Raw genomic sequence first — 21,751 nt, forward strand, 5'->3', positions numbered from 1 at the left:
TTGAAGCCCTGTGATTACCCGGTTTAGAGCGCTCCTCTTCAGGTTTCGTCCTTGAGCTTGAGCAACGGCTCCTGAAACCGCAGCAAACGACCGGCATTGCCCAACACCAGCAAGGTGCTGAGGTTATGCAGCAATGCCGCAATCATCGCCCCGGCAGCGCCAAGCCAGCCGAACGCAGCGAAAGCTACGATCGCCAGGGTCCAGCCCAGTCCGATGATCACATTGACCTGCAACGTCTGGCGGCACTGACGACTCAGGCGCACGCAGGTACCGAGGCGGCGCAGGTCACTGCCGATCAGCACGATGTCCGCCGATGCCAGGGCGATGTCTGCACCGCCTGCGCCCATGGCCACACCGACCACACCCGCCTTGAGAGCCAGGGAGTCGTTGATACCGTCGCCGACCACCATCGGCCGGAAGCCGCTGTCGATCTCCTTGAGCACGCGGTTGAGTTTGTCTTCGGGCAAGGCTTGCGCTTCGATGTCACTGATCCCGACCTCCCGGGCCAACGTCTGCGCGACGCTGTGCCGGTCACCGGTGAGCAACAACTGGCGGCCCAATCCCAGATCACGCAACTCACCCAAGGCAAACTGCGCCTCGGGTTTGACGCTGTCGGCCAGCAACAGCCAGGCAAGAAAATCCCCGTTGAGCGCCAGCCCGGCAATCGGACCGTCGTGATCGGGGACCGCCGTCGTACTGATGCCCAGTTGCGCGAACAACTCCGGCCGGCCGAGTGCCGCTTCACCCTGCCCGGTCATCGCCACCACGCCCAGGCCTTGGCGCTCATGGATGTCAGAGAGCAACAGGAAATGCTCCTGGGTCACCAACCCCGCGAGCGCGCGGCTGACCGGGTGACTGCTGGCCGAGCCGAGGCTGGCGGCGAGCTTGAGGACATGGCTGCGATCCTCCAGCGGACTGTCGATGGATTGCAGGCGCAAGGTGCCGAAGGTTAGCGTCCCGGTCTTGTCGACTACCAGCGAAGTCAGGTCCGCCAACTCTTCGAGGAACGCAGAACTGCGGATCAGAATCCCGTGGCGTGCCGCTACCGCCACCCCGGCAATAGCCGTCGCCGGTGCCGACAACACCAGCGCACAAGGGCAGGCCGCCACCAACACCGCGAGCATCGCTTGCGCATTGTTGGTGATGAACCAGGTCACCGCCGCCAGCAGCAAGACCAGCACCATATAGCTGCCGGCATAACGCTCCAGTAGACGAGTGATCGGCGGCTTCGAGCGCTCGGCGTTTTGCATCAGGGCGATGACTTTGCCGAGGGTCGACTCATGGCCGGTACGGGTCACTTCGACTCGCAGCAAACCGTCGAGGTTGATCGCGCCACCGAACACCGACATGCCGACGCCTGCCTCCATCGGTACCGATTCGCCGGTAATGGAGGCGGTGTCCAGACTGGCCTGACCGGACAACACCCGACCATCCGCCGGCACCCGGTCACCGGCGCGCACCTCGACCAGATCACCGGCCTTGAGCGTGCCGTTGTCGACTTCGATGATGGAGCCGTCCGCCTGAACCTTGCGCGCGTGGCTGCGGGTCAGTTTGCCGAGGGCGTGAATGGCCTCCTGGGAACCGATCACGCTGCGCTCTTCCAGCACGTGGCCGAAGATCATGATGATCGGCAACAGCGCCGCCGTCAGCAGATCTCCGGTGGCCCAGGCACCCAGCATAGCCAGGGCAATCAATTGATCGGTGATGCCGTGCAGGCTCGGATATCGCAAGCTGTACCAGGCCGAGCGCATGACCGGCACGGCAACCAGCAGTGACGCAAAACCCAGCAGCAGCTGACTGACGCCAGTCTGCTCCGGCGCCAGCCAACGCCAGATCAGGCCCAGCGCAAGCAGGCCCAATGCGAGCATGGCCAGGGTCAACTGGCGCGCGGCGCGGCGCTGTTCGGCCGAGGACAACAGGCTCGGTGCGGCGGCGGTTTGAGCGGTCATTGTGCAGCTCCCTGAATGATCAGGCGGGAATCGTCTTTGGGATCAACCGTCGTGACCGATCCGGCCTGACCGAGAATTTTCGGCATCCGCTCGCGGTAAATCCGCAGCAGCATTTGCGGGTCAGTACCTTGCTGCTGTGCCTTGGCCAGGCTCAACACCGTGGCCGTATCCGCCGACGCCTTGGCCAGTCGTTCACTCGCCTGGGCATGGGCCACTTGCAGCGTACGGTCGGCTTGTTCGTTGGCGGTCTGCGTCAGTTTCTCCGCTTCGGTGCGTGCATTGGCCACGGCCTTATCGGCCTGCTGGCTGGCCGTCAGTACCGCGTTGAAAGCGTTCACCGCAGGACCGGGCAAACTCGATTGCACATCGACCCGCGCCACTTCGATCCCCAGTCCCTGCCCCGTCGCAGTGAGTTCGGCAAGGCGCTGGTTGATGCCCTGCACCAGATCACCACGCAAGCGTTCACGTCGTTCCGCCGCCTGGCTATCAGCGCCGATCAATTCCGGACGAGCAACCAGGATAGTGTCCAGATCTCGTGCAGCCGTGAGCGCGACCGCGCTGCGGGTTACCAGTCGGTCCAGCGCCGGCAACACGTGCTCGCCCTGGAGCACGAACGCATAGGGTTCGGTAACTTTGTAGAAAACCCGCACATCGAGTTGCACCACACCGGCATCACCCGTTAACAGATAACCGGAGCCTGCGAGGGCATCGCTGATGGGCGTGGCAAAACTGGCCACGCGATCTGCCTGCATCGCGGCACCACTGCGCAACAGACTGTCCACTCGCCGCTCGATCACCCGGTCCGCCGCCGGCAACAAAATCACCTGTTCGAAGGGTTGCGGCCAGGCCAATAACAAACCGGCATTCTGAATGCGGTCCAGCGCGCCGAAATGCAAAACCACGGCGCGATTTTGTGGATCGATCTGCCGCACATTGGAAAACGCCCACGCCAATGCCGCCAACACCGTCACCGCGTACAGGGCAATAAACGCCAATCGCCCGGCCTGAATCCAGGGGCTGCTCAACTCATTTGTTCCACGTGGAACCAAACTCATGGCTGCGATCCGGGCTTGTTATCGAGGCTAGGCGGACCATCAACCAACACCCGGAACGGTGCGGCATCGGTGCGCAGAATCAGCTTGGTCCCCGGCGTCACCACCGTGCCCAACGTATCGAGCGAACGCAGCAGGTTGTAGAGCTGCGGCGATCCCGCATAGGCGCGACCGTAAATCTGCGCCGCTTCGACGCGCGATTGCGCTTCGATATCTGCCGCTTTCACTGTGGCATCGGCCTGCACGATCCGTGCATCACGTTCGGCGGCGGAACGAATTTGCGCGGCTTCGCGCTTGCCGATCGCCGTGCGTTCAGTAGCGATGGTTTCACGCTCGGCGCGCATCCGGTCGACGGTCGCGGTGAGCGTCACCGACGGCAGCGTCAATCGTTCGATACCGACCTGCAACACCCGCACACCATAAGTGGTTAGCAGTTGCTGATCGATTTGCTTGCGCAGCTGTGCTTCGAAGTCGGTGATGCGCACCTGGCTGGCATCGGTGTTCACCAGATTCGCCAGATCAAAACTGCTGGCGGTGGTTTCCAGGGCGGAGCCGACAAAGGTACGAATCTGCCGTGCGGCTTCATCGGGCTGGTTTTGCACCGCGCGCATGAAACGTTGCACGTTGTCCGGATCGCCCTGCACCTGCCACGCCACGTAGGCCTGAACGATGATGCGCAAACCATCCCGTGTGCCGACGTCCTGCAATCCACTGGACGTGGTGCGCAGCCGCAGATCCACCGGGATCGCCGCCTCGAACGGTGCCGGCCAGCGCCAGCCCAGTCCCGGTTCCAGCAAGACCCGTGAAGGGTTGCCGAAGCGTGTGATCACCGTGGCTTCCCCTGAGCGCACCTGCACCAGGCTCGCGGCGGCGACTGCAAACGCCACCAGCAATGCCGCCCACCCCATCCGGCGCCATGGGAATGGACCGGCCTCTTGCGGATCGCCGTGATGATGGTGATGGCCGTGGTGGTGATGCCCGCCATGGCCGTGATCGTGGCCGGCGTGGTCATCGTGGTCGTGAGTAGGGGACTGGCTCAATTGGCAGCTCCTGGCTGAGCGGTTTTACGCGACGGCGCGGGGTCAACCGGCAGCGTGAACGTACGCAGGTCAATGGTCGGCGCGTTGCTGCTGCCGCCCAGTCGATGATCGAGAACCAGCAATCTGGCGTTGGCCAAACCCTGGGACAACTGGCTGAAATACTGCTCCAGTACGAAGGCCTGGCCAGCGCTGGCATAGGCTTTTTGCTCGGCGTTGAATTTCAGGTCCGCGGCCTCGGCGCCAGCATTGATCTCACGGGCGCTGGCCGTCGCCTGATCGCGCGCGGTGCTGGCCTGCAACTGCGCCTGGTTAGTGGCCTCGGCAGCGGCACCGCGCTCCCGGGCGATCAAGGCTTGCGCGCCAATCTGTGCCGCTTGCACGCCGTGATAGGCATTGGCTGCACCGGCCGGCGGGTGAATCGCCTCGACCACCGTAGCGAGAATTTCCACGCCGCTGTCGAGTTTTTGCAGGTCAGCCTGCACCGCGCGGCCGATCTCTTCGGCCAGCCCTACCCTGTCCTCGCCCAGCAAACCGTCGAGGGTGCGCGAGGCGAAGTCGTGAACCAGGATTCGGCTGGCGGTGCTGCGAATCAACATCGGCACATCGGCACTGTTATAGGTGGCGGCCAACGCAGCCTCATCGCTCAGACCGATGCGATAGACGAAGCGCACGTCCATGTTGACGATCTGAAAGCTCTGCTTGTCGGCTCGGCTGCTGGCGATCACCTGGGATTTGTCGTTTACATGGCTGGCGTCCCACAAGCGATTGGCAATTGCCGGGGCCGGGCCTTCAGCGGGGTCTGCCTGAGCAGGGGCCGTGGTTTCACCAACACTGGTGGCCAACTCGTGTACCACGCCATTCTCGACGCTCAATACCCGGCCCAAAGGCCAAGGCAAGCCCACATGCAAACCTGGGCCGAACACCTCCACTGGCTTGCCGAATCGCTCGTAGATGCCACGCCCTTGCAGGGCAATTTCGTGAATGCCGGTCAGCGACCAGCCAACCAGCGAAACCACCGCCAGCACCGGCAGGAACGCCCGACGCATGTAAGTGAAAGCCCAGATCTGCCGCAGGTCGATGCCGAAGCGGTTATGCAATTCGTGCTGCAACGCCAGCAATGGCTGTGGTGGCCAGCGCAACATGTCGGCGACAAAACTGCGCGCCAATAGCTCCGGCTCAAGACGTTCGCGGCGCGGGCTGAACAATGACAACACCGCGCGCAGCAACAGTTCTGCCGCCACCAGCCCCGGCAACAGTCCGATCAACACCGCCAGGCGTACAGGCCATACCGACGTTTCATCGGCAAACAACAGACAAAAAGCACCGAGCACCAGGCTGATGATCGCCACGCGGATCAATTGCGCCAACGTAGCGGCTTCGGGCCATTGCGCGGTATTTTCCTGCGCCAGATGGCGTTCCATCACCAACAGGCCGAACGCCAACAACAAGAAGCACGCCGCCCCGACAGTGGCCGACAGGCCCAGCGCTGCCGGGGGCAACGTGAGGTTCCAGGCTTGTTCGACGCCCAATACCGCCAACAATGCCCAGCCGCCAAGCCACAACGTTGGCGCACCGATTTGCCCGACCAGGTGCTGCGATTGCCGGCTGATCCGGTCCAGCAAACGTTCATACCACCCCGAAGGCGCGACAGACTCGTCGACAACCACCACCGGCACTACGGGATACATGGCACGGGCACGCCACTGGGTTACCCACCAGGCCGATTGCAAACCGGCCATCAACACCACAGACGCCGCGCTCAGGTTCAGCAGCAACGCCGGCCATAGTGTTTGCGAGGAAAACAGCCCGGCAAACAGCGCCAGCAGCACACCCACCGTCGCGAATACGCCCGCACCGATGGCGAACTGGCGTAAACGCCGCCCTTGAATGAACGCCTGCTGAAAGCGCGGCAACCCGGCTAACGGCGCTTCATCAACATCGAGATCGACTTGCATACCACCCCAGAGTGTCTTCGCTGACAGGACAATTCGTTACGATATAACGAAAATAGTGAAATTTCCGTATTCAAGCGCGCCATCTCAAGATGCCCAACCTGTCGCTTACCTGAAGCCTTGACCGAAATGAGGCAGAACGCACATATTACGTTCGTAATTTTATCCGGGAACTACTTTTACCGATCCTTCCCCCTTTCGATCCAGGAGTACATCCATGAGCACTTATGACGTCGTGATACTCGGCGCAGGGCCCGGCGGTTACAACGCGGCGATCCGCGCCGGACAACTGGGTCTGAAGGTGGCCTGCGTGGAAGGACGCGCCACACTCGGCGGCACCTGCCTGAACGTCGGCTGCATGCCATCCAAGGCGCTGCTGCATGCCTCAGAACTGTACGACGCGGCAATGGGTGCGGAATTCGCCAACCTGGGGATCGAAGTCAAACCCAGCCTCAACCTCGCCCAGATGATGAAACAAAAGAATGAAAGCGTTACCGGGCTGACCAAGGGCATCGAGTTTCTTTTCCGCAAGAACAAGGTTGACTGGATCAGAGGCTGGGGCCACATCGACGGGCCGGGTAAAGTCACGGTGACCGATAGCGCCGGCGGCAAGACTGAACTGAGCGCCAAGGACATCATCATCGCCACCGGTTCCGAGCCCACGCCCCTGCCCGGCGTGGACATCGATAACAAACGCATACTCGACTCCACCGGCGCCCTGGCGCTGACCGAAGTGCCCAAGCATCTGGTGGTGATCGGCGCCGGCGTGATCGGCCTGGAGCTGGGTTCGGTATGGCGGCGCCTGGGGGCGCAGGTATCGGTGGTCGAGTATCTAGACCGGATCTGCCCTGGCGTGGACATCGAAGCCGGCAAAACCCTGCAACGCTCCCTGAGCAAGCAAGGCTTGAGCTTCAAGTTGAGTTCGAAAGTGACCAGCGCCACCACCTCCGCCTCCGGTGTGCAACTGAGCATCGAGCCTGCCGCGGGCGGTGCTGCCGAGTTGCTGGAAGCCGATTACGTGCTGGTGGCCATCGGGCGCCGACCTTATACACAGGGCCTGGGGCTGGAGAATGTCGGCCTCGCCACCGACAAGCGCGGCATGCTCGCCAACAAGGGGCATCGCACCGAAGCCGCCGGGGTCTGGGTAATCGGTGACGTGACCTCCGGTCCCATGCTCGCCCACAAGGCCGAGGACGAAGCCATGGCTTGCGTCGAGCAGATCCTCGGCAAGGCGGGCGAGGTCAACTACGACCTGATCCCCAGCGTGGTCTACACCAGACCGGAGCTGGCCAGTGTCGGCAAGACCGAAGAGCAGCTCAAGGCTGAAGGCCGCGCGTACAAGGTCGGCAAGTTTCCCTTCACCGCCAACAGCCGGGCGAAGATCAACCACGAAACCGAAGGCTTCGCCAAAGTGCTGGCCGATGAGCGCACGGACGAAGTTCTCGGTGTGCATCTGGTCGGCCCGAGCGTCAGTGAAATGATTGGCGAGTACTGCGTGGCCATGGAGTTCAGCGCCTCCGCCGAAGACATTGCCCTGACCTGCCACCCACACCCGACCCGCTCCGAGGCCTTGCGCCAGGCGGCGATGGATGTGGAGGGGATGGCGACGCAGATGTAAGGCAAAGGACTGGTGGTGACAGGAACACCGCCTTCGCGGGCAAGCCCGCTCCTACAGGGATTGCGCTGTACCTGTGGGAGCGGGCTTGCTCCTGGCGGCGTTCCGACGAAGGCAGGCGACTCGGTCTAAAGCGGCAAATGCTCCAGCGGCAACGCCCCCGGCGCCTTCACCGTATGAATCGCAAAATTGCTGCGAATGTCGCTCACTCCCGGCAGCTTCAACAAACGCCCGGTGAGAAACCGGTCATAGGCACGCAAGTCCGGCACCACCACCTGCAGCAGAAAATCCGACTCCCCCGACACCAGAAACGCCGAAATCACCTCGGGCAATGCCGTCACCGCCAGGCGAAAGCTTTCGGCTTGTTCGTCGTTATGACGCTCGACCTTGACCCCGACAAACACCGTCAGCCCTAACCCGACCTCATCGCGATCCAGATTGGCCTGGTAGCCGCGAATCACCCCCGCATCTTCAAGCATCCGTACCCGGCGCAAGCAGGGTGACGCCGACAGACCGATTTCGTCTGCCAGTTGCACATTGCTCAGGCGGCCATCCCGTTGCAGCGCGGCGAGAATCTTGCGGTCGTAGGCGTCAAGTTTCATGGTTTGGCAGATCCCGATGGTTCAAGCGAAAGAAAGTTGAAGATTATGCCAATACAGCGTCCGATAGAAGCTGACAACGCAAGCACCTGCCCTACCCTTCAGCCCTAGACTGGCACCACCGAATCGACAACGAATGGGGGTGCAACGTGGAAGGACTCTGGCTGTTTTTCATGGCACTGGCGGTGGTCTACCTGTTGCCGGGGCCTGACATGATCCTGCTGTTGCAGACCGGTGCCCGCCAGGGCAAAGGCGCCGCGCTGGCCACGGCCGTGGGGTTGGGCATTGCCCGGGGTTGTCATGTGGCATTGGCGGCGCTGGGGCTGGCGGCACTGTTCAAGGCTGCACCCTGGACCTTCGATGTGGTGCGCCTGACAGGCGCCGCGTACTTGCTGTGGATCGGCATTCAATGCCTGCGAACCACGATGCTGCCGAGCTTGACCGGCACTGACACAACCGACGAAAAACCGCGCTGGGGCGCAGCCATCCGACGCGGACTGCTGACCAACCTGCTCAACCCCAAGGCATTGTTGTTCTGCTCGGTGCTGCTACCGCAATTCATCAACCCTCAGGCCGGGCCGGTGCTCGGGCAATTTGCGACGTTGGGCGTGGTGCTGGTGGGCGTCGGTTTGCTGTTCGACAGCGCCTACGCCCTGGTCGGTGCGGCACTCGGCCGGTGGCTGCAACGCAGCCCTTCAGCCCAGCGCCTGCAACAATGGTTGTTCGGCAGCCTGTTGATCGGTTTCGCCGTGCGGCTGACCTTTGTGCAACAGGCTTGAGCCTTACTGCACCTTGCGCCGACGATTGATCAGGAACAATGCCGCCGCCGTGACCACAATCACACCGCCATACTGCAGCGGCTTCTTGTACGGCCGCAGCGCTGAACGCGCGGCATCGGTAACCTGGGTCACGTAGCGCTTGTCGGCGTTCTGGAAGTCGGGATAGGGACACTGATGACCGAAATGGAACGCCCAATCCACGTACGGCCCCTCTTTGACATAGCGCTGGTAGAAAGCGTGTGCCTCTTCAGGGCTGCTGTTCCAGCCTGCTGCCGCGCACAGCACTGCCGCAAAGGCCTGGCTGGAGTGAGGCAAATTGTCAGCCGCACGACTGGCCAATGCCGTGGCTATAAAACGATAGTGATAACGCTCATCGGGCTGAGCAACGCTGGCCTGCTGGCGCTTCACTTCGTCCTCGGTCGTTAACGGCCCGACCTCGAGCTCAGTGCTTTCCAGGCTGTAGTTGCCGCCGAAAGTGGCGAAATCCGGGGCCATTTCATATCCCAGGATTTCCATTCCCCACGTGCGCGCGGCCCAGGCCGAGTTAAATAGCGCAGCAGCGCGAGTCGTGGGCCACCAGGCAGCATCCGCCTCCTTGCGTAATATTCCGTATGACTTGGCCTTGTTCTGTAGTTCAACGTTATCGAAGTACGTCGGCGCCTCCTCATAGTACCCCTCACGCAACAAACGCCGCCCCAGCAGATTGCGCAGGCTCGCCGCCACCGGCAACGGCACGTAGTTGTCGCGGTCCTGCTGGCTGAGTGGCGGCGGTGCCGGCACTTGTGTGTCGACGTAGTGCTTGAGTTCTTCGAGGGTCAACACGCGCTCGGCAACGGTGGCGGCATCGAACCAGTAAATGCTTTGGCTGCGATACAGCTGATCGAAGGCTTGCAGGTAATCCCCGCGTTGGAGGGCCAGGATCGCGCTTTCACCTTCGACCCGGCATTTGGGCTGAAGCGTTTCGTAATCGTAGTCCGGAGTCCGTCGCTCACCCCAGGATTCATTTTGCGGGAAGGCCTGGGCCGCTTTGGCGTAGGCTGCGGCGGCCGCGGTTTTATCGCCCTCGCGCACCGCCAGTTTTGCCCGCAGCCACCAGGCCAACCCGCCATCGCCGGCATGTTCAAGGAAAGCCTTGGCGCTGGCGTAATCGCCCTGTTGATAATTCATCGCCGCCAGGCGGTCGGCGTTTTCGAGACTGCCGCGGGTGCTGTTTTGCAGCAGTTTGATCATTTTCTGTTCGTTGGCCGGTTGATCGCCGAACGACCAACCCAACCGGCTGATCAGCGACGCAGTCACCAGTTGCTGCACGGGCTGGCCCTTGAGCAACTCGGCCACTTGGTCATCCGGCAGGGTCGTCAGGTCCGCCATCAACAGCTTCAGCGAGGTGTAGCCCACCGCAGAGCCGTGCAGATTTTGCGTGGCGTACAGCTCGATGGCGCGGTTCCAGTCGCCGGCGGTGCGCACCACCCGGGCTTCTTCGCCGAGGCTGGCGACGCCCAGTTCCAATGGATCGCTGAAGCCGTCGATGCTCAGTTGCCGGGTTTGCTCAAAGGCCTTGGCGGATTGTTTGAGCAGATCCGGAGCCGCATCGGCTTCGACGCTCATGGCGAACAACGCACGCCCCAGCGAGTAAGCCGCCCAGGTACTGCGCAAGGCTCTTTGCTCGGCGGGCAAGGCCAGCACTTTCTTGAAATACCCGGCGGCCAAGGCAGGATCACCCTCGCCAAATGCCACGGCACCCGCCAGGTACAACTTGAGTTCGGGCGGCAGTTGCGCCCCTTCGGCTTCCACCTGGCGGGCATCCGTCAGGCTGCGCAGGTGTTTCACCAACACTTGTTGCTCAGTGGAAAGTCCGGCCTGCTCGGCCTGATCGCGCAGCGCTACCGGGTCAGGTTCATCCGCGTAGTTGGCGCCAGCGGTCACGTTCTTCAACCCGTTGATGGCGTGGCCGAGGCGGCTGATTTCAAACCTGAAGTTACCTTCCGGCAGTTCCGCCAACGACTGGCCACGGTTATCCAGCAGACGCATGGGGAAGTCCGGGCCGCAGGCCAGCGCCGAACCCATTGGCAGGCTGAGGCTCAGGCAAAGCAAATGACGCGGCCAGTTACGGGTGAACATTCGAACCTCCTTGATCAATGTGTGCGCAGCGAGCCCAACCAATGGCACGCTGCCCGCCGGCCGGTATCCGACCGTCGCGCAGGCGGGTGAAGGTAAGCAGATCCGGGCGCTGTTGCAACGCGTACCCGGCCAAGGCATCGGCGCCCTCACAACCGCTGACCGACAGTGTCAGGCGTTCGGGCCAGGCGCTGTCGAGATTGCCCTGGTTGCTGATACCGATGTCATAGAGGCCATTGTCGGCCGAGAGTTTCAGCGCCAACTGACCGTCTAGGACATCACCACGCGCCACGGCGCGCAAAGTGATCAGGCTCCAGGCCCGGCGGTCGTTGGCCAATGGCAGGCGAAACCAGATCAGGCCCGCCAGATGTTGAGGTGGATCGGCGCGCAACTCGGTGCCGAGGGTGCGCAACGCCTGCGGGTCGGCGAGTAATTCCCGACGCTGGCCTGCACGCTCCACCGTCACTTCGCTTTCCACCACAGGCGCGCCGCCCACCGACGGCAGCAACGCCACGCCATAAGCCGGCAGCGCCAGATAGAAAGGTTTTGTTGTGACGCGACTCCAGGCCTTCGCCCATTGCCGGGCCTGATCGGCATCGAACAAGCCTCGACGCGGATCGCTCACCGCGTGGACCTGCAACACGCTGCTGTCGACTGTGGATAACAGCGCCGGCAGTTCACGACTGTCGAGCCAGGATGGCAACGCGGTGATGCTCAGCGGCAGTGAAGTCGGCAATGCTTGCCGCAAATGCGCGAGAAACTCTCGGTACGCCGGTAGCCGGGCATTACCGGCATCGTGGTCGATTTCCACGCCGCTGAGGTTCAGCCCCTGTCCCTGCCAATCGCTGATCACCTGCCGGATCTGCGCAGTGACCTCGTCCTGATCCAGCGCCTTGAGTTGCCCATCCAGGCGAACCACCGCAATCACCGGCCGGCCATCACGCTTGAGCAGTGCCGGGTCAATTCGGGCCCGACTCCAGCCGGCGTCAGGGAAGGCCTGCAAGGCCAGCACCCGCAAGGTCGAAAAATCGGTGCGGCTATCCCTGAGGGCAGCGTCGTGGGCCGGCGTCCACTGCCGCTGCCAGACGTAGAGTTGTTGATCCAGCGGCGGTGCATCCTGTCTTTCGCATCCGGTGGTGAGCGCCAGCGCCATCAGCCAGACCATCGAGCGAGTGAAAAAAACCATTGAAGCGCCTGTTCCTGAAATGCAGAAAGGGCCATTGCGGCTAATGTCGATCAGTTAAGCCGAGACACTGAGCCTGTGGCGAGGGAGCTTGCTCCCGCTGGACTGCGCAGCAGTCCCATTTTTAGGGCCGCTTCGCTGCCCAGCGGGAGCAAGCTCCCTCGCCACAGATTAATCAGCGCTGGTCGATCCCTTAACTGACAGGCATTAGCCTCTGCGGCCCCTTTTCGTTCTGCTCGCTACCCTACCCAGCCATCGACCGGCGGGCAATGTTGGCCTGCAACGATCTTCAGATATCGAGCACCAACGGCTGCGCCCCTTGCGCCGGAATCGCACAGCAAATCAGCACCTGTCCGTCATCCGGCACCTCTGCTGGCGGCAGCGGGTAATGCACCTGACCGCTGACCAATCGTGTCTTGCAGGTGCCGCAGGAGCCACCGCGGCAACTGAACTCCGGGCGCAAGCCACGGCTTTCCGCCAACTCCAGCAAGCTGCCGCCATCCGGTTGCCAGCGCGCTTCCTTGGCCGAGCGCTGGAACACCACGGGCACGGATGTGGTGGCGGCTGGCGGCTGTTCGATGACCACCGCATCGGGGTCCGGACGCCGGCGCAAGGTGGACGGGCCGAAAGTTTCGGCGTGAATCCGCGAATCGCGAATGTCCAGTTCGCGCAAGCCGTCGTACAACGCCTGGGTAAAACTTCCGGGGCCACAGACAACAAAATCCAGCTGATCGTAGTCCTCGACTGGCAGCAGATTCTTGAGCAGCGCGACGTCGATCCGTCCACTGAGGTCGAAATCCTCTCCTTGCATCGCCTCCGCTTCCGGCTGGCTGAGCAAACGCACCACCCGCACTGCGTCACCGGCGTCTTCGAGCAAGCGATCCAGCTCCTGGCGAAACGGCTGGTCGGCCAGCGTGCGCGAACTCTGGATGAACCATGTCGGGCGGATACGACGGGTGCGCAACCCCTGGTAAACCACTTCCCGCAGCATCGACAACAGCGGCGTGATGCCGACCCCGGCCGCCAGCAATACCAAAGGCCGACGCTCATGGGGCGCCACCGTGAAATGCCCTTGCGGCGCCCGCGCTTCCAATAGGTCGCCAACACTAACCTGCTCATGCAGATGCGTAGACACCCGCCCGTCACGCTTCACGCTGATGCGGAAAAAATCATCGGAGGGCGCGCTCGATAAACTGTACGTGCGGATGTGCACTTCACCGTCGATATTGAAACGCAGAGGCAAATGCTGCCCGGCCTGGAACAGTGGCAACCCGGCTCCGTCGGCGGGCTCCAGGTAAATCGAGCGAATGTTGTGGCTTTGCGCTTCAATCCGCGTCACCCGCAACGGCCGCCATTGATCACCCAGGGCCTTGGCCTGCAATCGCGCCTTGGCCTGCTCCCATGTACCGGTGAGCAAGCTGGTGGGCGACACACCGTCGAAGCGCCAGCGTAACGCCAGGGCAGCGGGACGGCGTACGACTTGCTCGACATCGATTGTCCACAGGCGCTCGGCCCCCTGGAACGCCTCGACCTGAGGGCCCTCCAGGATGATTTCAGTGCGTCCGCTGAGCTGCAGCAAATCACCGCTATTGAAATCGATGAACAACAATCCGGCCCGGGGGTTGAGCAGCAGGTTGCCCAAGGTGTTGAAGTGCAGGTTGCCGGCGAAGTCCGGAATGGTCAGGCGATTGCCTTCCACCCGTACGAAACCGGCCTGACCGCCACGGTGAGAAACATCCACCGAACGTTCACCGTCCAAATCCACATAGCTGGCAACGAAGAACGTGTCCGCTTCGGCGATCATGGCTTTGGCCGCGTCATCGAGCTCGCTGAAATGCTGGGCGACACGCGTCGAGGGATCGGCCAGCGGCACCGAGCGAAACTGGCGCAACTGAATGTACTGCGGGCAGTTGCCGAAGGACTGATCCACTGTCACCGCAAAACCACCCGTAGTCATGGCACGGACATGGCCATTGATGCGGTTGCGACGGCGGGTGTGCAGCTCGATGCCCAACAGGCCAATGGCCGAGCCGTCGCTCAACTGCGCAGGATCATCAAAGGCAGGCAGGTTGCGAAATTGCAGCAGGCCAGGTTCTGGCGAGTGGGCGAAACCAGGCTCACCTTCAAGGATGCTGGCCCAGGGATGACCGTCGGCATCCACCGCTCCGTACAACATGAACGGCAATTGCTGATAGAACGTGCGGTGCTGGTCCGGCATCTCGCTGCGAATCACCTTACGACCGAACGCCTCCATTCGTTCGGCAACGCCCACATGCGCCTGCAATTGTTTCTCACCGGCATGCCAGGGTGAACGGTCCATACGGCTGCTCCCTTGCGCCACTGGCGCAGAACGGGCGGCCCGGTGTTGCCGGGCCGCTAGCATCAGGCGGTTTTTTGCAGGCCGGCAACGGTGCGCGGCATGCCGACAAAACCTGGCAAGGCTTCGATGCGGGCCAGCCAGGCGCGAATGTTTGCGTACTCGTCCAGCGACACATTACCCTCAGGCGCATGGGCGATGTAGCTGTAGGCGGCGACGTCGGCAATCGTCGGTTCAGTGCCGGCCAGATACGGCGTATTGGCCAGTTCGTGATCGATTACTTTGAGCACGGTATGGGCGTAGGCGATCACTTCTTCAGCGTTGTAAGGTGCGCCAAACACAGTGATCAATCGTGCCCGGGCAGGGCCAAAGGCAATCGGGCCGGCAGCCACCGACAACCAGCGCTGGACCTTGGCCGCACCCACCGGATCAGCCGGCAGCCAGCGACCGTTGCCGTACTTTTGCGCCAGATACACCAGAATCGCGTTGGAATCGGCCAACACCACGCCCTGGTCATCGATCACCGGCACTTGGCCGAATGCATTGAGCGCCAGGAACGCCGGTTGCTTGTGCTCGCCCTTGGCGAGGTCAACGAAGATCAGGTCGGTCGGCAATTTCAGCAGGGACAGCATCAACTCGACACGGTGAGCGTGGCCGGAGCGTGGGAAGTTGTAGAGTTTGATCGCTTGCATGGTCGACACCTCGGGTCAGTGGTGCTACTCAGGAAGACCAGCACCGATGAGGCGAATACTCTACCTTCAACCAAAACAACAGAATCACCATAAAGCGCAATCAATTATTTCATTGGGTGAAATAACTCAACACTTGAGCGCCGGATGCTCGCGCAGGGTCTTCACCGCGAAATCAACAAAACTGCGCACCCGAGCCGGCGCTTTACGCCCTCCCTGATAGACCACATGGATGGGCAACGGCGGCAGTTCGAAGTCCTCCAGAATGATTTCCAGCTCACCGGTGGCCACCTTGCTCGCGACTTGATAAGACAGTACCCGCGTGAAGCCCAACCCCAGACAGGCTGCCGTGATGGCCGCCTGATTCGCTGTCACCACCAGTCGTGGTTCAGCCCGCACACTCAAGGTTTCGCCGTCTTCAATGAATGGCCAACTCCTGAGTTGGCCGATGGCAGAGGTCGCGATAATCGGCGCCAGAGACAGCTCCTGCGGATGCCTGGGCCGACCATGGCTGGCCAGATACTGCGGCGATGCGCAGATCACCCGCCGCACCTCGCCCACGCGGATCGCATGCTGATTGCTGTCAGGAAGTTCGCCGATGCGGATGGCCACATCGACGCCCTCCTCGACCACGCTCACTACCCGGTCCACCAGCAGCGCGTTGATGCAGACCTCGGGGAATTGCGTCAGGTAGCTCACCATCAGTGGCGTGACAAACAGCTCGCCAAACAAGACCGGAGCGGTGATGGTCAATTGCCCACGAGGATGGATATGGCTGCCCGCTGCGGAGTCCTCGGCTTCCTGCACCTCGGCGAGAATTCTCCGACAGTCCTCCAGATATCGCTGACCGGCCTCGCTCAAATACACACTGCGCGTGGTACGTGTGAGCAGTTGTGTGCCAATACGCTTCTCCAGCGCCGCCACCGCTCGGGTAACGCTGGCCGCCGACAGCCCCAAACGCCGCGCCGCCGCTGAAAAGCCCTGTTCTTGGGCGACGGCAGCGAAGACCTGCATTTCCTGGAAGCGGTCCATGGGCATGTCCTCATTTCAGATAGATAAATCGCAGTAAAAGGCCGGGATGTTAAACGCGAGTGTTCAATAACAAAGTTGGGCGTCCGACCATCAAGTAAATCAACGGGCTACTGCACTCTAGCGCCTGCGCTGTAAAAACCAAGCGTGGCACAAACCGCAAAGAGCAGACCGCGGATTATTGACAATTAATGAGGATTATTTTCTTGCGACAGGTGCGACTGTTCGCAATTATCCACACCCGCTCGCTGCAGCGGCTAATGCCTGACAGGGAAAAAGAGCCACTGGCCCGGCTCCCAACCCGTTTTCAGGCACAGGCTCGTCAGCGGACGATATCCACAGCGGCAGAATTCCAGCCTGCATAAACAGGCGGAATATACGACTGCTCCTATACTACAAACCACCCTGTTACCTATTGAGCATTAGTAGGTACCTCGTTGAAATCTTCCCTGCGTGAAATAAGGCGTTAGTTGTTAACGCTTGGACGCCTGTCCATCGATCTTGTTTTCAAGAGCCACTCCGTAGGGAAGAGTGAACTTCAACTAGCTGGCTAACCTGGTGACACCGCAAGGAGTTCGAGAATGTTGCGCACAAACATTTCCGCAAGAGCACTGTCCGGTGGTTTGCTCGATGTACTGATACGCGCCGGGCTGATTGCCGTGCTGGTGCTGTTCTGCTTCCAGATCTTCCACCCGTTCCTCAACCTCATGCTCTGGGCGCTGATTCTGGCCATCACCCTGTATCCACTGCATGCGCTCATCAAACGCAAGGTGGTCAACAAGGACGGTCGTGCCGCCACCCTGATTGTGGTAGTCGCCCTGGCCTTGCTGATGGTGCCGATCTACCTGCTGGGCACCTCGATCAGTGAATCGATCCATGGCACCCTGGCAATCCTCAAGTCCGATACTTTGCAGATTCCGCTCCCCAGCGAAAAAATTGCTTCCCTGCCGCTCATTGGCCAGCCGCTCTATGGCTACTGGATGCAAGCCGCCACCGACATGAGCAGCGTGGTGATGAAGGTGATGCCTTACATCAAGTCCGTCGGCCTGACCTTGTTGGGCAAAATGGCCGACGTTGGTGTGGGCTTTCTGTTGTTCATCGGCGCCCTGATCATTGCCGGCGTACTCATGGCCTATGGCGAAAACGGCGAAAGAAGCGCCATTGCCATCACCTCGCGCCTTTCCGGACCTGAGCGTGGCCCACGCATTACCGAGCTCTGCACTGCCACCATCCGCGCAGTCGCCCAGGGCGTGGTGGGCATCGCGTTCATTCAGATGTTACTGGTGGGCGTGGGCTTCGTGCTCATGGGTGTCCCCGGTGCCGGCCTGCTGGCGATGGTTGCGCTGCTGATGGGGATCATGCAATTGCCGGTGCTGCTGGTGACCCTTCCGGTGATCGCGTATGTCTTTGCCACCGAAGGGACCAGCCTGGCCACCATCGTGTTTGGCATCTACAGCCTGATTGCCGGGATGGCCGACAACGTCCTCAAGCCATTGATGCTGGGTCGTGGTGTCGATGTCCCGATGCCGGTGATTCTGATTGGCGCCCTGGGCGGCATGGTGAGCGGAGGCTTCATCGGTTTGTTCATCGGGCCGGTTGCGCTGGCGGTGGGCTACCAACTGTTCTGGCAATGGGTTCAGGACCAACCGTCTGCCGAGGTAATGAACGAAACACCCGAGATAGAGACGGTTAACGAGACACCGAAGATAGAGGCAATGAACGATCAGCGCCCCCTCTGAGGAGTGTGCGCTTGATGCCTCGCCCTGCTCGCGTCAGCCGGCTGCTGCTCTGTGGCACCGTCGTACTGGGCGGCTGCGTGCAACTGGGGCCGAATTTTCAGTCACCGGCCCAGCCTTGGGTCGACCACTGGAACAGCCCGGCCCTGGAGATCGCCGGCCAACAACAAGCGCAACCGGATAGCCGCCAATGGTGGCGCGTGTTCAACGATCCGGTGCTGGACCATTTGATCGCCGAAGCCGATGCCCACAACGCCGACCTGCAGGTCGCTGGCCTGCGGGTCATGGAGTCTCGCGCGCAATTGGGCATCGCCCTGAGTGGACGCTATCCGCAATTGCAGCAAGCCAGCGCCGACAGCCTGTACCTGAACCGTCGACAGTCGGGCGGCGCCAACCCCCAGGACACGCATTTCTGGCAACACAGCGTCGGCTTCGATATCGGTTGGGAGCTGGATTTCTGGGGGCGTTTCAGCCGTGCCATCGAGTCCGCCGACGCCTCCTGGTTTGCCGCCCAGGCCAACTATGAAAATGCCTTGGTGCTGTTGCACGCGCAACTGGCACAAAACTACTACGCCTTGCGCACCGCCGAGGCGCGCCTGCAAATCGCCCGCAGTAACGCCAAATTGCAAAAGCGCAGCTACGAGATCACCGAGCGCCTGTTCAACAGCGGGGCCGAAGCCGAACTCGATCTGCAACAAGCCAAGACCCAGTACCTGGGCACCTTGAGCACCATCCCGGATTTCGAAAGCCAGGTGGCCAGCTTGCGCAATGCGTTGTCCACTCTGATCGGCCAACCACCCGGCTCGATCCCGGACCTCAATCGCAACACCGGAGTGGTGCCATTGCTCGATACAGCAGTCTTGCAGGATGTGCCTGCCAACCTGCTGGTGCGGCGCCCCGATGTGCGCGCTGCCGAACTGCAAGTGGCGGCGCAGTCGGCGTTGATCGGTGTGGCCGAGACCGACCTGTACCCCTCCATCAGCCTGCTGGGCAGCATCGTCTGGTCCGCCAACTCGCTCAACGGTGCGCCCAATACCCTCGACATGGTGGCCGGACCCAGCCTGCGATGGGACATCTTCGACCACGGCCGGATCACCAACAACGTCCGCGTGCAGGATGCCCGCCTGCAGCAACTGATCGTTATCTACCAGGACAGCGTGCGCCAGGCGGCGCGCGAGGCCGACGATGCCGCGACAGGCTTGATCAAGGCGCTGGAGCGCGACCAAATCCTCAGCGAAGCCTCGATAGCCGCCGAACGTTCGGTGACCCTGGCCAATGCCCAGTACCGCGAGGGCTATTCGGATTTCCAGCGCGTTCTGGATGCCCAGCGCGCGCTGTTTGCCCAACAGGATATTTACCTGGTCAACCGTGGCACCGCGGTCAACAGCCTGATCGCCCTGTACAAGGCCCTGGGCGGTGGCTGGTACAGCGACCAGCCGATAATCGACTCGGCCACCCGCCAACAGATGCAACAACGGACCGATTGGGGCGATCTGCTCGACGAACCGAAGGAAAGTGCCCATGACTGACAGCCAACAGCCGGCCACCGAGAACGCCTCGGCCCCCGCCGCCGACCCGGCCAGAAAAGCGATCAACTGGGTGGTGGTGCTGATCATCCTGAGCCTGGTCTGGTACCTGATGGCCGACCGTTACACGCCCTACACGCAACAGGCACGGGTGCAGGCCTTCATTGTGCCGGTGGCGGCCGAGGTCTCCGGCCGGGTGACCAAGGTGCATGTACGCAACAATCAGGACGTCAAGGCCGGCCAATTGCTGTTTGAAGTCAATCCAGAGCAATACCAGATTGCCGTCGATCGCGCCCGCGCCGACCTTGAGTCGACCCGTCGCCAGGTGGGCGCCAACACCGCCGGCGTCGACTCCAAGCAAGCGTCCCTGCGCGCGTCCCAGGCCAACGAGCTCAAGGCACGCCAGGATATCCAGCGGCTTGAACGCCTGTACCGCGAAGACCCGGGCACCATCTCGCTGCGACGCCTGGAAATATCCCGTGCCACCCTGGAAGAGTCCATCAGTCAGGTCGCCGCGGCTAAGGCCGAAGTGCAACGAGCACGGGAACAACAGGGCGGTAACGAAGACGAAAACGCCCAATTGCTCAGCGCCGCCAGCAACCTTGAAAAAGCCGAGCTGGACTTGAGCAATACCAAGGTCCACGCGCGTTCAGCCGGCCTGATCACCGATCTGCGCACCGATGTCGGCCAGTTCGCCGCCGCCGGTGCGCCGGTGATGACCTTGATCGCCATCCACGATGTATGGGTCAGTGCCGACATGACCGAAAACAATCTGGGCAGTGTCCAGCCAGGGACGCCGGTATCCATCATTCTGGACGCCCACCCGGGCAGAATCTTCAAAGGCCATGTGCGAAGCGTCGGCTATGGCGTCGATATCGGCCAGACCACTCAGCCTGGCAGCCTGCCGAAAGTGGAGAACAGCCGCGATTGGCTGCGCCCCGCCCAGCGCTTTCCGGTCATCATCGAGTTCGAGCCCGGTGAGTTGACCAGCCCGCAGGGCATCCGGTCCGGCGGGCAGGCCGAAGTCATGGCATTCCCGAGTGAAGGTAACCCGCTGAATATCCTGGGTCGCTTGTTCCTGCGCGTGATGAGCTGGATGTCCTATGCGTATTGAGCGCCCGGCCCGGGTTCAGCGCGCCCTGCGCCTGAGCTTCGGCACAGCGCTGTGCCTGGCGGCGAGCTTCGGTCTGGCCCTGCCCATCCCGTTCCTCGCGCCGATGCTGGCGCTGATGATGTTGGCAGCGATGAACCGACCGTTGCCGTTCAAGGCCAGCCTGGGCCTGATCCTGATCCTTATGCTGACCACCGGGACCGGCCTGCTGCTGATTCCCCTGCTGCGTTACTACCCGCTCAGTGGTGTGCTAGTGGTCGGATTGTGCCTGTTCATGGCCTTCGGTTATGGCCTGCGCGGCGGCAATGCGCTGGTGGCGACTTTCCTGGTGGTAGGCCTGACCTTGATCAGTTCAGCCGGAACCGCTGAATTCACCCTGGGGCTTGAGGTGATCGTGGCCCTGGTCAAGGGACTGTTCCTGGCCGTCACCACGCTGACCATCAGCCATTGGCTGTTTCCCGACCCCGCCAGCGCCCCCGTGGCCAAACCCGGTCCGAGCCTTTCTCCAACCGAAAGCAGTTGGCTGGCCCTGCGTGCCACGCTGGTGGTACTGCCGACTTTCCTGCTGGCCATGATCGACCCGGCCAGCTACCTGCCGATCATCATGAAAGCCGTCAGCCTCGGCCAACAAAGCTGCGCAACCAGCGCTCGCACCGCCGGCCAGGAATTGCTCGGCTCGACCCTGCTCGGTGGCCTGATGGCGATTCTTTTCTGGTGCGCGCTGAGCCTGTTCGTCAACCTGTGGATGTTCTTTCTGTGGATGTTGCTGTTCGGCCTGCTGGCGGCCAGAAAACTCTACGGCCTGGCCGTGACCCAACAACCACCGAGTTTCTGGCTCAACAGCCTGGCGACCCTGATCATTCTGCTCGGCCAATCGGTACAGGACAGTGCAGCGGGCAAGGACGTCTACACCGCCTTCGCCATCCGCATGGGCTTGTTCATTCTCGTGACTTTGTACGCCTGTGCGATGGTCCATTTGCTGGATACGCGGCGGGAGCGTCGAATTACGTCCACCTAGAAACAGAAAAACCCCCTGAAGAGGGGGTTTTTCATCTGTGG

General features: G+C 61.8%; 16 protein-coding genes. 6 read left to right on the plus strand and 10 right to left on the minus strand.

Annotated features, from left to right (window positions below; translation table 11 throughout):
* Positions 1–38: 38 nt before the first annotated feature.
* Genes KGA81_RS04925 through hflK (KGA81_RS04940) form a run of 4 tightly spaced genes read right to left on the minus strand, consistent with a single transcriptional unit; the run spans position 39 to position 5,996 of the window.
* Positions 39–1,949 (minus strand): cation-translocating P-type ATPase, encoded by a 1,911-nt coding sequence (locus KGA81_RS04925; protein ID WP_223544799.1) that lies wholly within the window; start codon positions 1,947–1,949, stop codon positions 39–41.
* Positions 1,946–3,004 carry a protease modulator HflK gene (hflK, locus tag KGA81_RS04930; protein ID WP_223544800.1) on the minus strand — a complete coding sequence of 353 codons (1,059 nt, stop codon included), beginning with the start codon at positions 3,002–3,004 and terminating at the stop codon, positions 1,946–1,948. Before hflK (KGA81_RS04930) ends, KGA81_RS04925 begins: the two co-directional genes overlap by 4 nt.
* Positions 3,001–4,041, minus strand: coding sequence for a protease modulator HflC (gene hflC, locus KGA81_RS04935; RefSeq protein WP_223544801.1), 1,041 nt, complete (start codon positions 4,039–4,041; stop codon positions 3,001–3,003). The genes hflK (KGA81_RS04930) and hflC overlap by 4 nt, the downstream gene beginning before the upstream one ends.
* The gene (hflK, locus tag KGA81_RS04940; protein ID WP_223544802.1) at positions 4,038–5,996 is read right to left on the minus strand and encodes a protease modulator HflK; all 1,959 of its coding nucleotides are present in this window, start codon (positions 5,994–5,996) and stop codon (positions 4,038–4,040) included. Before hflK (KGA81_RS04940) ends, hflC begins: the two co-directional genes overlap by 4 nt.
* A gap of 214 nt (positions 5,997–6,210) precedes the next feature.
* Between hflK (KGA81_RS04940) and lpdA the strand changes: the two genes are divergently transcribed.
* Positions 6,211–7,611, plus strand: coding sequence for a dihydrolipoyl dehydrogenase (gene lpdA, locus KGA81_RS04945; protein WP_223544803.1), 1,401 nt, complete (start codon positions 6,211–6,213; stop codon positions 7,609–7,611).
* Between the two features lie 125 nt (positions 7,612–7,736).
* Here the strand turns inward: lpdA and KGA81_RS04950 are convergent, their stop codons facing one another.
* On the minus strand, positions 7,737–8,210 hold the full coding sequence (locus KGA81_RS04950; protein WP_108218814.1) for an Lrp/AsnC family transcriptional regulator: 474 nt from the start codon (positions 8,208–8,210) through the stop codon (positions 7,737–7,739).
* Between the two features lie 146 nt (positions 8,211–8,356).
* On the opposite strand from KGA81_RS04950, the gene KGA81_RS04955 reads away from it, so the two are divergent.
* Positions 8,357–8,986: a LysE family translocator gene (locus KGA81_RS04955; protein ID WP_223544804.1), complete on the plus strand. Its 630-nt coding sequence runs from the start codon at positions 8,357–8,359 to the stop codon at positions 8,984–8,986.
* 3 nt (positions 8,987–8,989) lie between these two features.
* On the opposite strand, the gene KGA81_RS04960 is transcribed toward KGA81_RS04955, so the two are convergent.
* The 5 genes from KGA81_RS04960 to KGA81_RS04980 all read right to left on the minus strand — a co-directional run bounded on the left by KGA81_RS04960 (position 8,990) and on the right by KGA81_RS04980 (position 16,322).
* Positions 8,990–11,104, minus strand: coding sequence for a hypothetical protein (locus KGA81_RS04960; protein ID WP_223544805.1), 2,115 nt, complete (start codon positions 11,102–11,104; stop codon positions 8,990–8,992).
* Positions 11,091–12,287: a DUF3142 domain-containing protein gene (locus KGA81_RS04965; protein WP_223544806.1), complete on the minus strand. Its 1,197-nt coding sequence runs from the start codon at positions 12,285–12,287 to the stop codon at positions 11,091–11,093. The genes KGA81_RS04960 and KGA81_RS04965 overlap by 14 nt, the downstream gene beginning before the upstream one ends.
* Before the next feature lie 286 nt (positions 12,288–12,573).
* Positions 12,574–14,604 (minus strand): pyridoxamine 5'-phosphate oxidase family protein, encoded by a 2,031-nt coding sequence (locus KGA81_RS04970; RefSeq protein ID WP_223544807.1) that lies wholly within the window; start codon positions 14,602–14,604, stop codon positions 12,574–12,576.
* A gap of 62 nt (positions 14,605–14,666) precedes the next feature.
* Positions 14,667–15,293, minus strand: a complete 627-nt coding sequence (locus tag KGA81_RS04975) for a glutathione S-transferase family protein (RefSeq protein ID WP_223544808.1) — start codon at positions 15,291–15,293, stop codon at positions 14,667–14,669.
* A 126-nt stretch (positions 15,294–15,419) separates the two neighbouring features.
* Positions 15,420–16,322 (minus strand): LysR family transcriptional regulator, encoded by a 903-nt coding sequence (locus tag KGA81_RS04980; protein WP_223544809.1) that lies wholly within the window; start codon positions 16,320–16,322, stop codon positions 15,420–15,422.
* Between the two features lie 578 nt (positions 16,323–16,900).
* On the opposite strand from KGA81_RS04980, the gene KGA81_RS04985 reads away from it, so the two are divergent.
* Genes KGA81_RS04985 through KGA81_RS05000 form a run of 4 tightly spaced genes read left to right on the plus strand, consistent with a single transcriptional unit; the run spans position 16,901 to position 21,710 of the window.
* The gene (locus tag KGA81_RS04985; RefSeq protein ID WP_223544810.1) at positions 16,901–18,058 is read left to right on the plus strand and encodes an AI-2E family transporter; all 1,158 of its coding nucleotides are present in this window, start codon (positions 16,901–16,903) and stop codon (positions 18,056–18,058) included.
* 14 nt (positions 18,059–18,072) lie between these two features.
* Positions 18,073–19,584 carry an efflux transporter outer membrane subunit gene (locus tag KGA81_RS04990; protein WP_223544811.1) on the plus strand — a complete coding sequence of 504 codons (1,512 nt, stop codon included), beginning with the start codon at positions 18,073–18,075 and terminating at the stop codon, positions 19,582–19,584.
* On the plus strand, positions 19,577–20,695 hold the full coding sequence (locus tag KGA81_RS04995) for an HlyD family secretion protein (protein WP_223544812.1): 1,119 nt from the start codon (positions 19,577–19,579) through the stop codon (positions 20,693–20,695). Before KGA81_RS04990 ends, KGA81_RS04995 begins: the two co-directional genes overlap by 8 nt.
* Complete coding sequence (locus KGA81_RS05000) at positions 20,685–21,710, plus strand: DUF2955 domain-containing protein (protein WP_223544813.1); 1,026 nt, start codon at positions 20,685–20,687, stop codon at positions 21,708–21,710. Before KGA81_RS04995 ends, KGA81_RS05000 begins: the two co-directional genes overlap by 11 nt.
* Positions 21,711–21,751 lie beyond the last annotated feature (41 nt).

The organism is Pseudomonas sp. A-B-19 (assembly GCF_019947515.1).
Lineage (GTDB): Bacteria > Pseudomonadota > Gammaproteobacteria > Pseudomonadales > Pseudomonadaceae > Aquipseudomonas.

Bases quoted from the DNA above. Each gene is read 5' to 3' on its own strand.
- KGA81_RS04925 (WP_223544799.1), bottom strand. From the start codon at position 1,949: ATGACCGCTCAAACCGCCGCCGCACCGAGCCTGTTGTCCTCGGCCGAA.
- hflK (WP_223544800.1), bottom strand. From the start codon at position 3,004: ATGAGTTTGGTTCCACGTGGAACAAATGAGTTGAGCAGCCCCTGGATT.
- hflK (WP_223544802.1), bottom strand. From the start codon at position 5,996: ATGCAAGTCGATCTCGATGTTGATGAAGCGCCGTTAGCCGGGTTGCCG.
- lpdA (WP_223544803.1), top strand. From the start codon at position 6,211: ATGAGCACTTATGACGTCGTGATACTCGGCGCAGGGCCCGGCGGTTAC.
- KGA81_RS04950 (WP_108218814.1), bottom strand. From the start codon at position 8,210: ATGAAACTTGACGCCTACGACCGCAAGATTCTCGCCGCGCTGCAACGG.
- KGA81_RS04960 (WP_223544805.1), bottom strand. From the start codon at position 11,104: ATGTTCACCCGTAACTGGCCGCGTCATTTGCTTTGCCTGAGCCTCAGC.
- KGA81_RS04965 (WP_223544806.1), bottom strand. From the start codon at position 12,287: ATGGTTTTTTTCACTCGCTCGATGGTCTGGCTGATGGCGCTGGCGCTC.
- KGA81_RS04970 (WP_223544807.1), bottom strand. From the start codon at position 14,604: ATGGACCGTTCACCCTGGCATGCCGGTGAGAAACAATTGCAGGCGCAT.
- KGA81_RS04975 (WP_223544808.1), bottom strand. From the start codon at position 15,293: ATGCAAGCGATCAAACTCTACAACTTCCCACGCTCCGGCCACGCTCAC.
- KGA81_RS04980 (WP_223544809.1), bottom strand. From the start codon at position 16,322: ATGGACCGCTTCCAGGAAATGCAGGTCTTCGCTGCCGTCGCCCAAGAA.
- KGA81_RS04985 (WP_223544810.1), top strand. From the start codon at position 16,901: ATGTTGCGCACAAACATTTCCGCAAGAGCACTGTCCGGTGGTTTGCTC.
- KGA81_RS04990 (WP_223544811.1), top strand. From the start codon at position 18,073: ATGCCTCGCCCTGCTCGCGTCAGCCGGCTGCTGCTCTGTGGCACCGTC.
- KGA81_RS04995 (WP_223544812.1), top strand. From the start codon at position 19,577: ATGACTGACAGCCAACAGCCGGCCACCGAGAACGCCTCGGCCCCCGCC.
- KGA81_RS05000 (WP_223544813.1), top strand. From the start codon at position 20,685: ATGCGTATTGAGCGCCCGGCCCGGGTTCAGCGCGCCCTGCGCCTGAGC.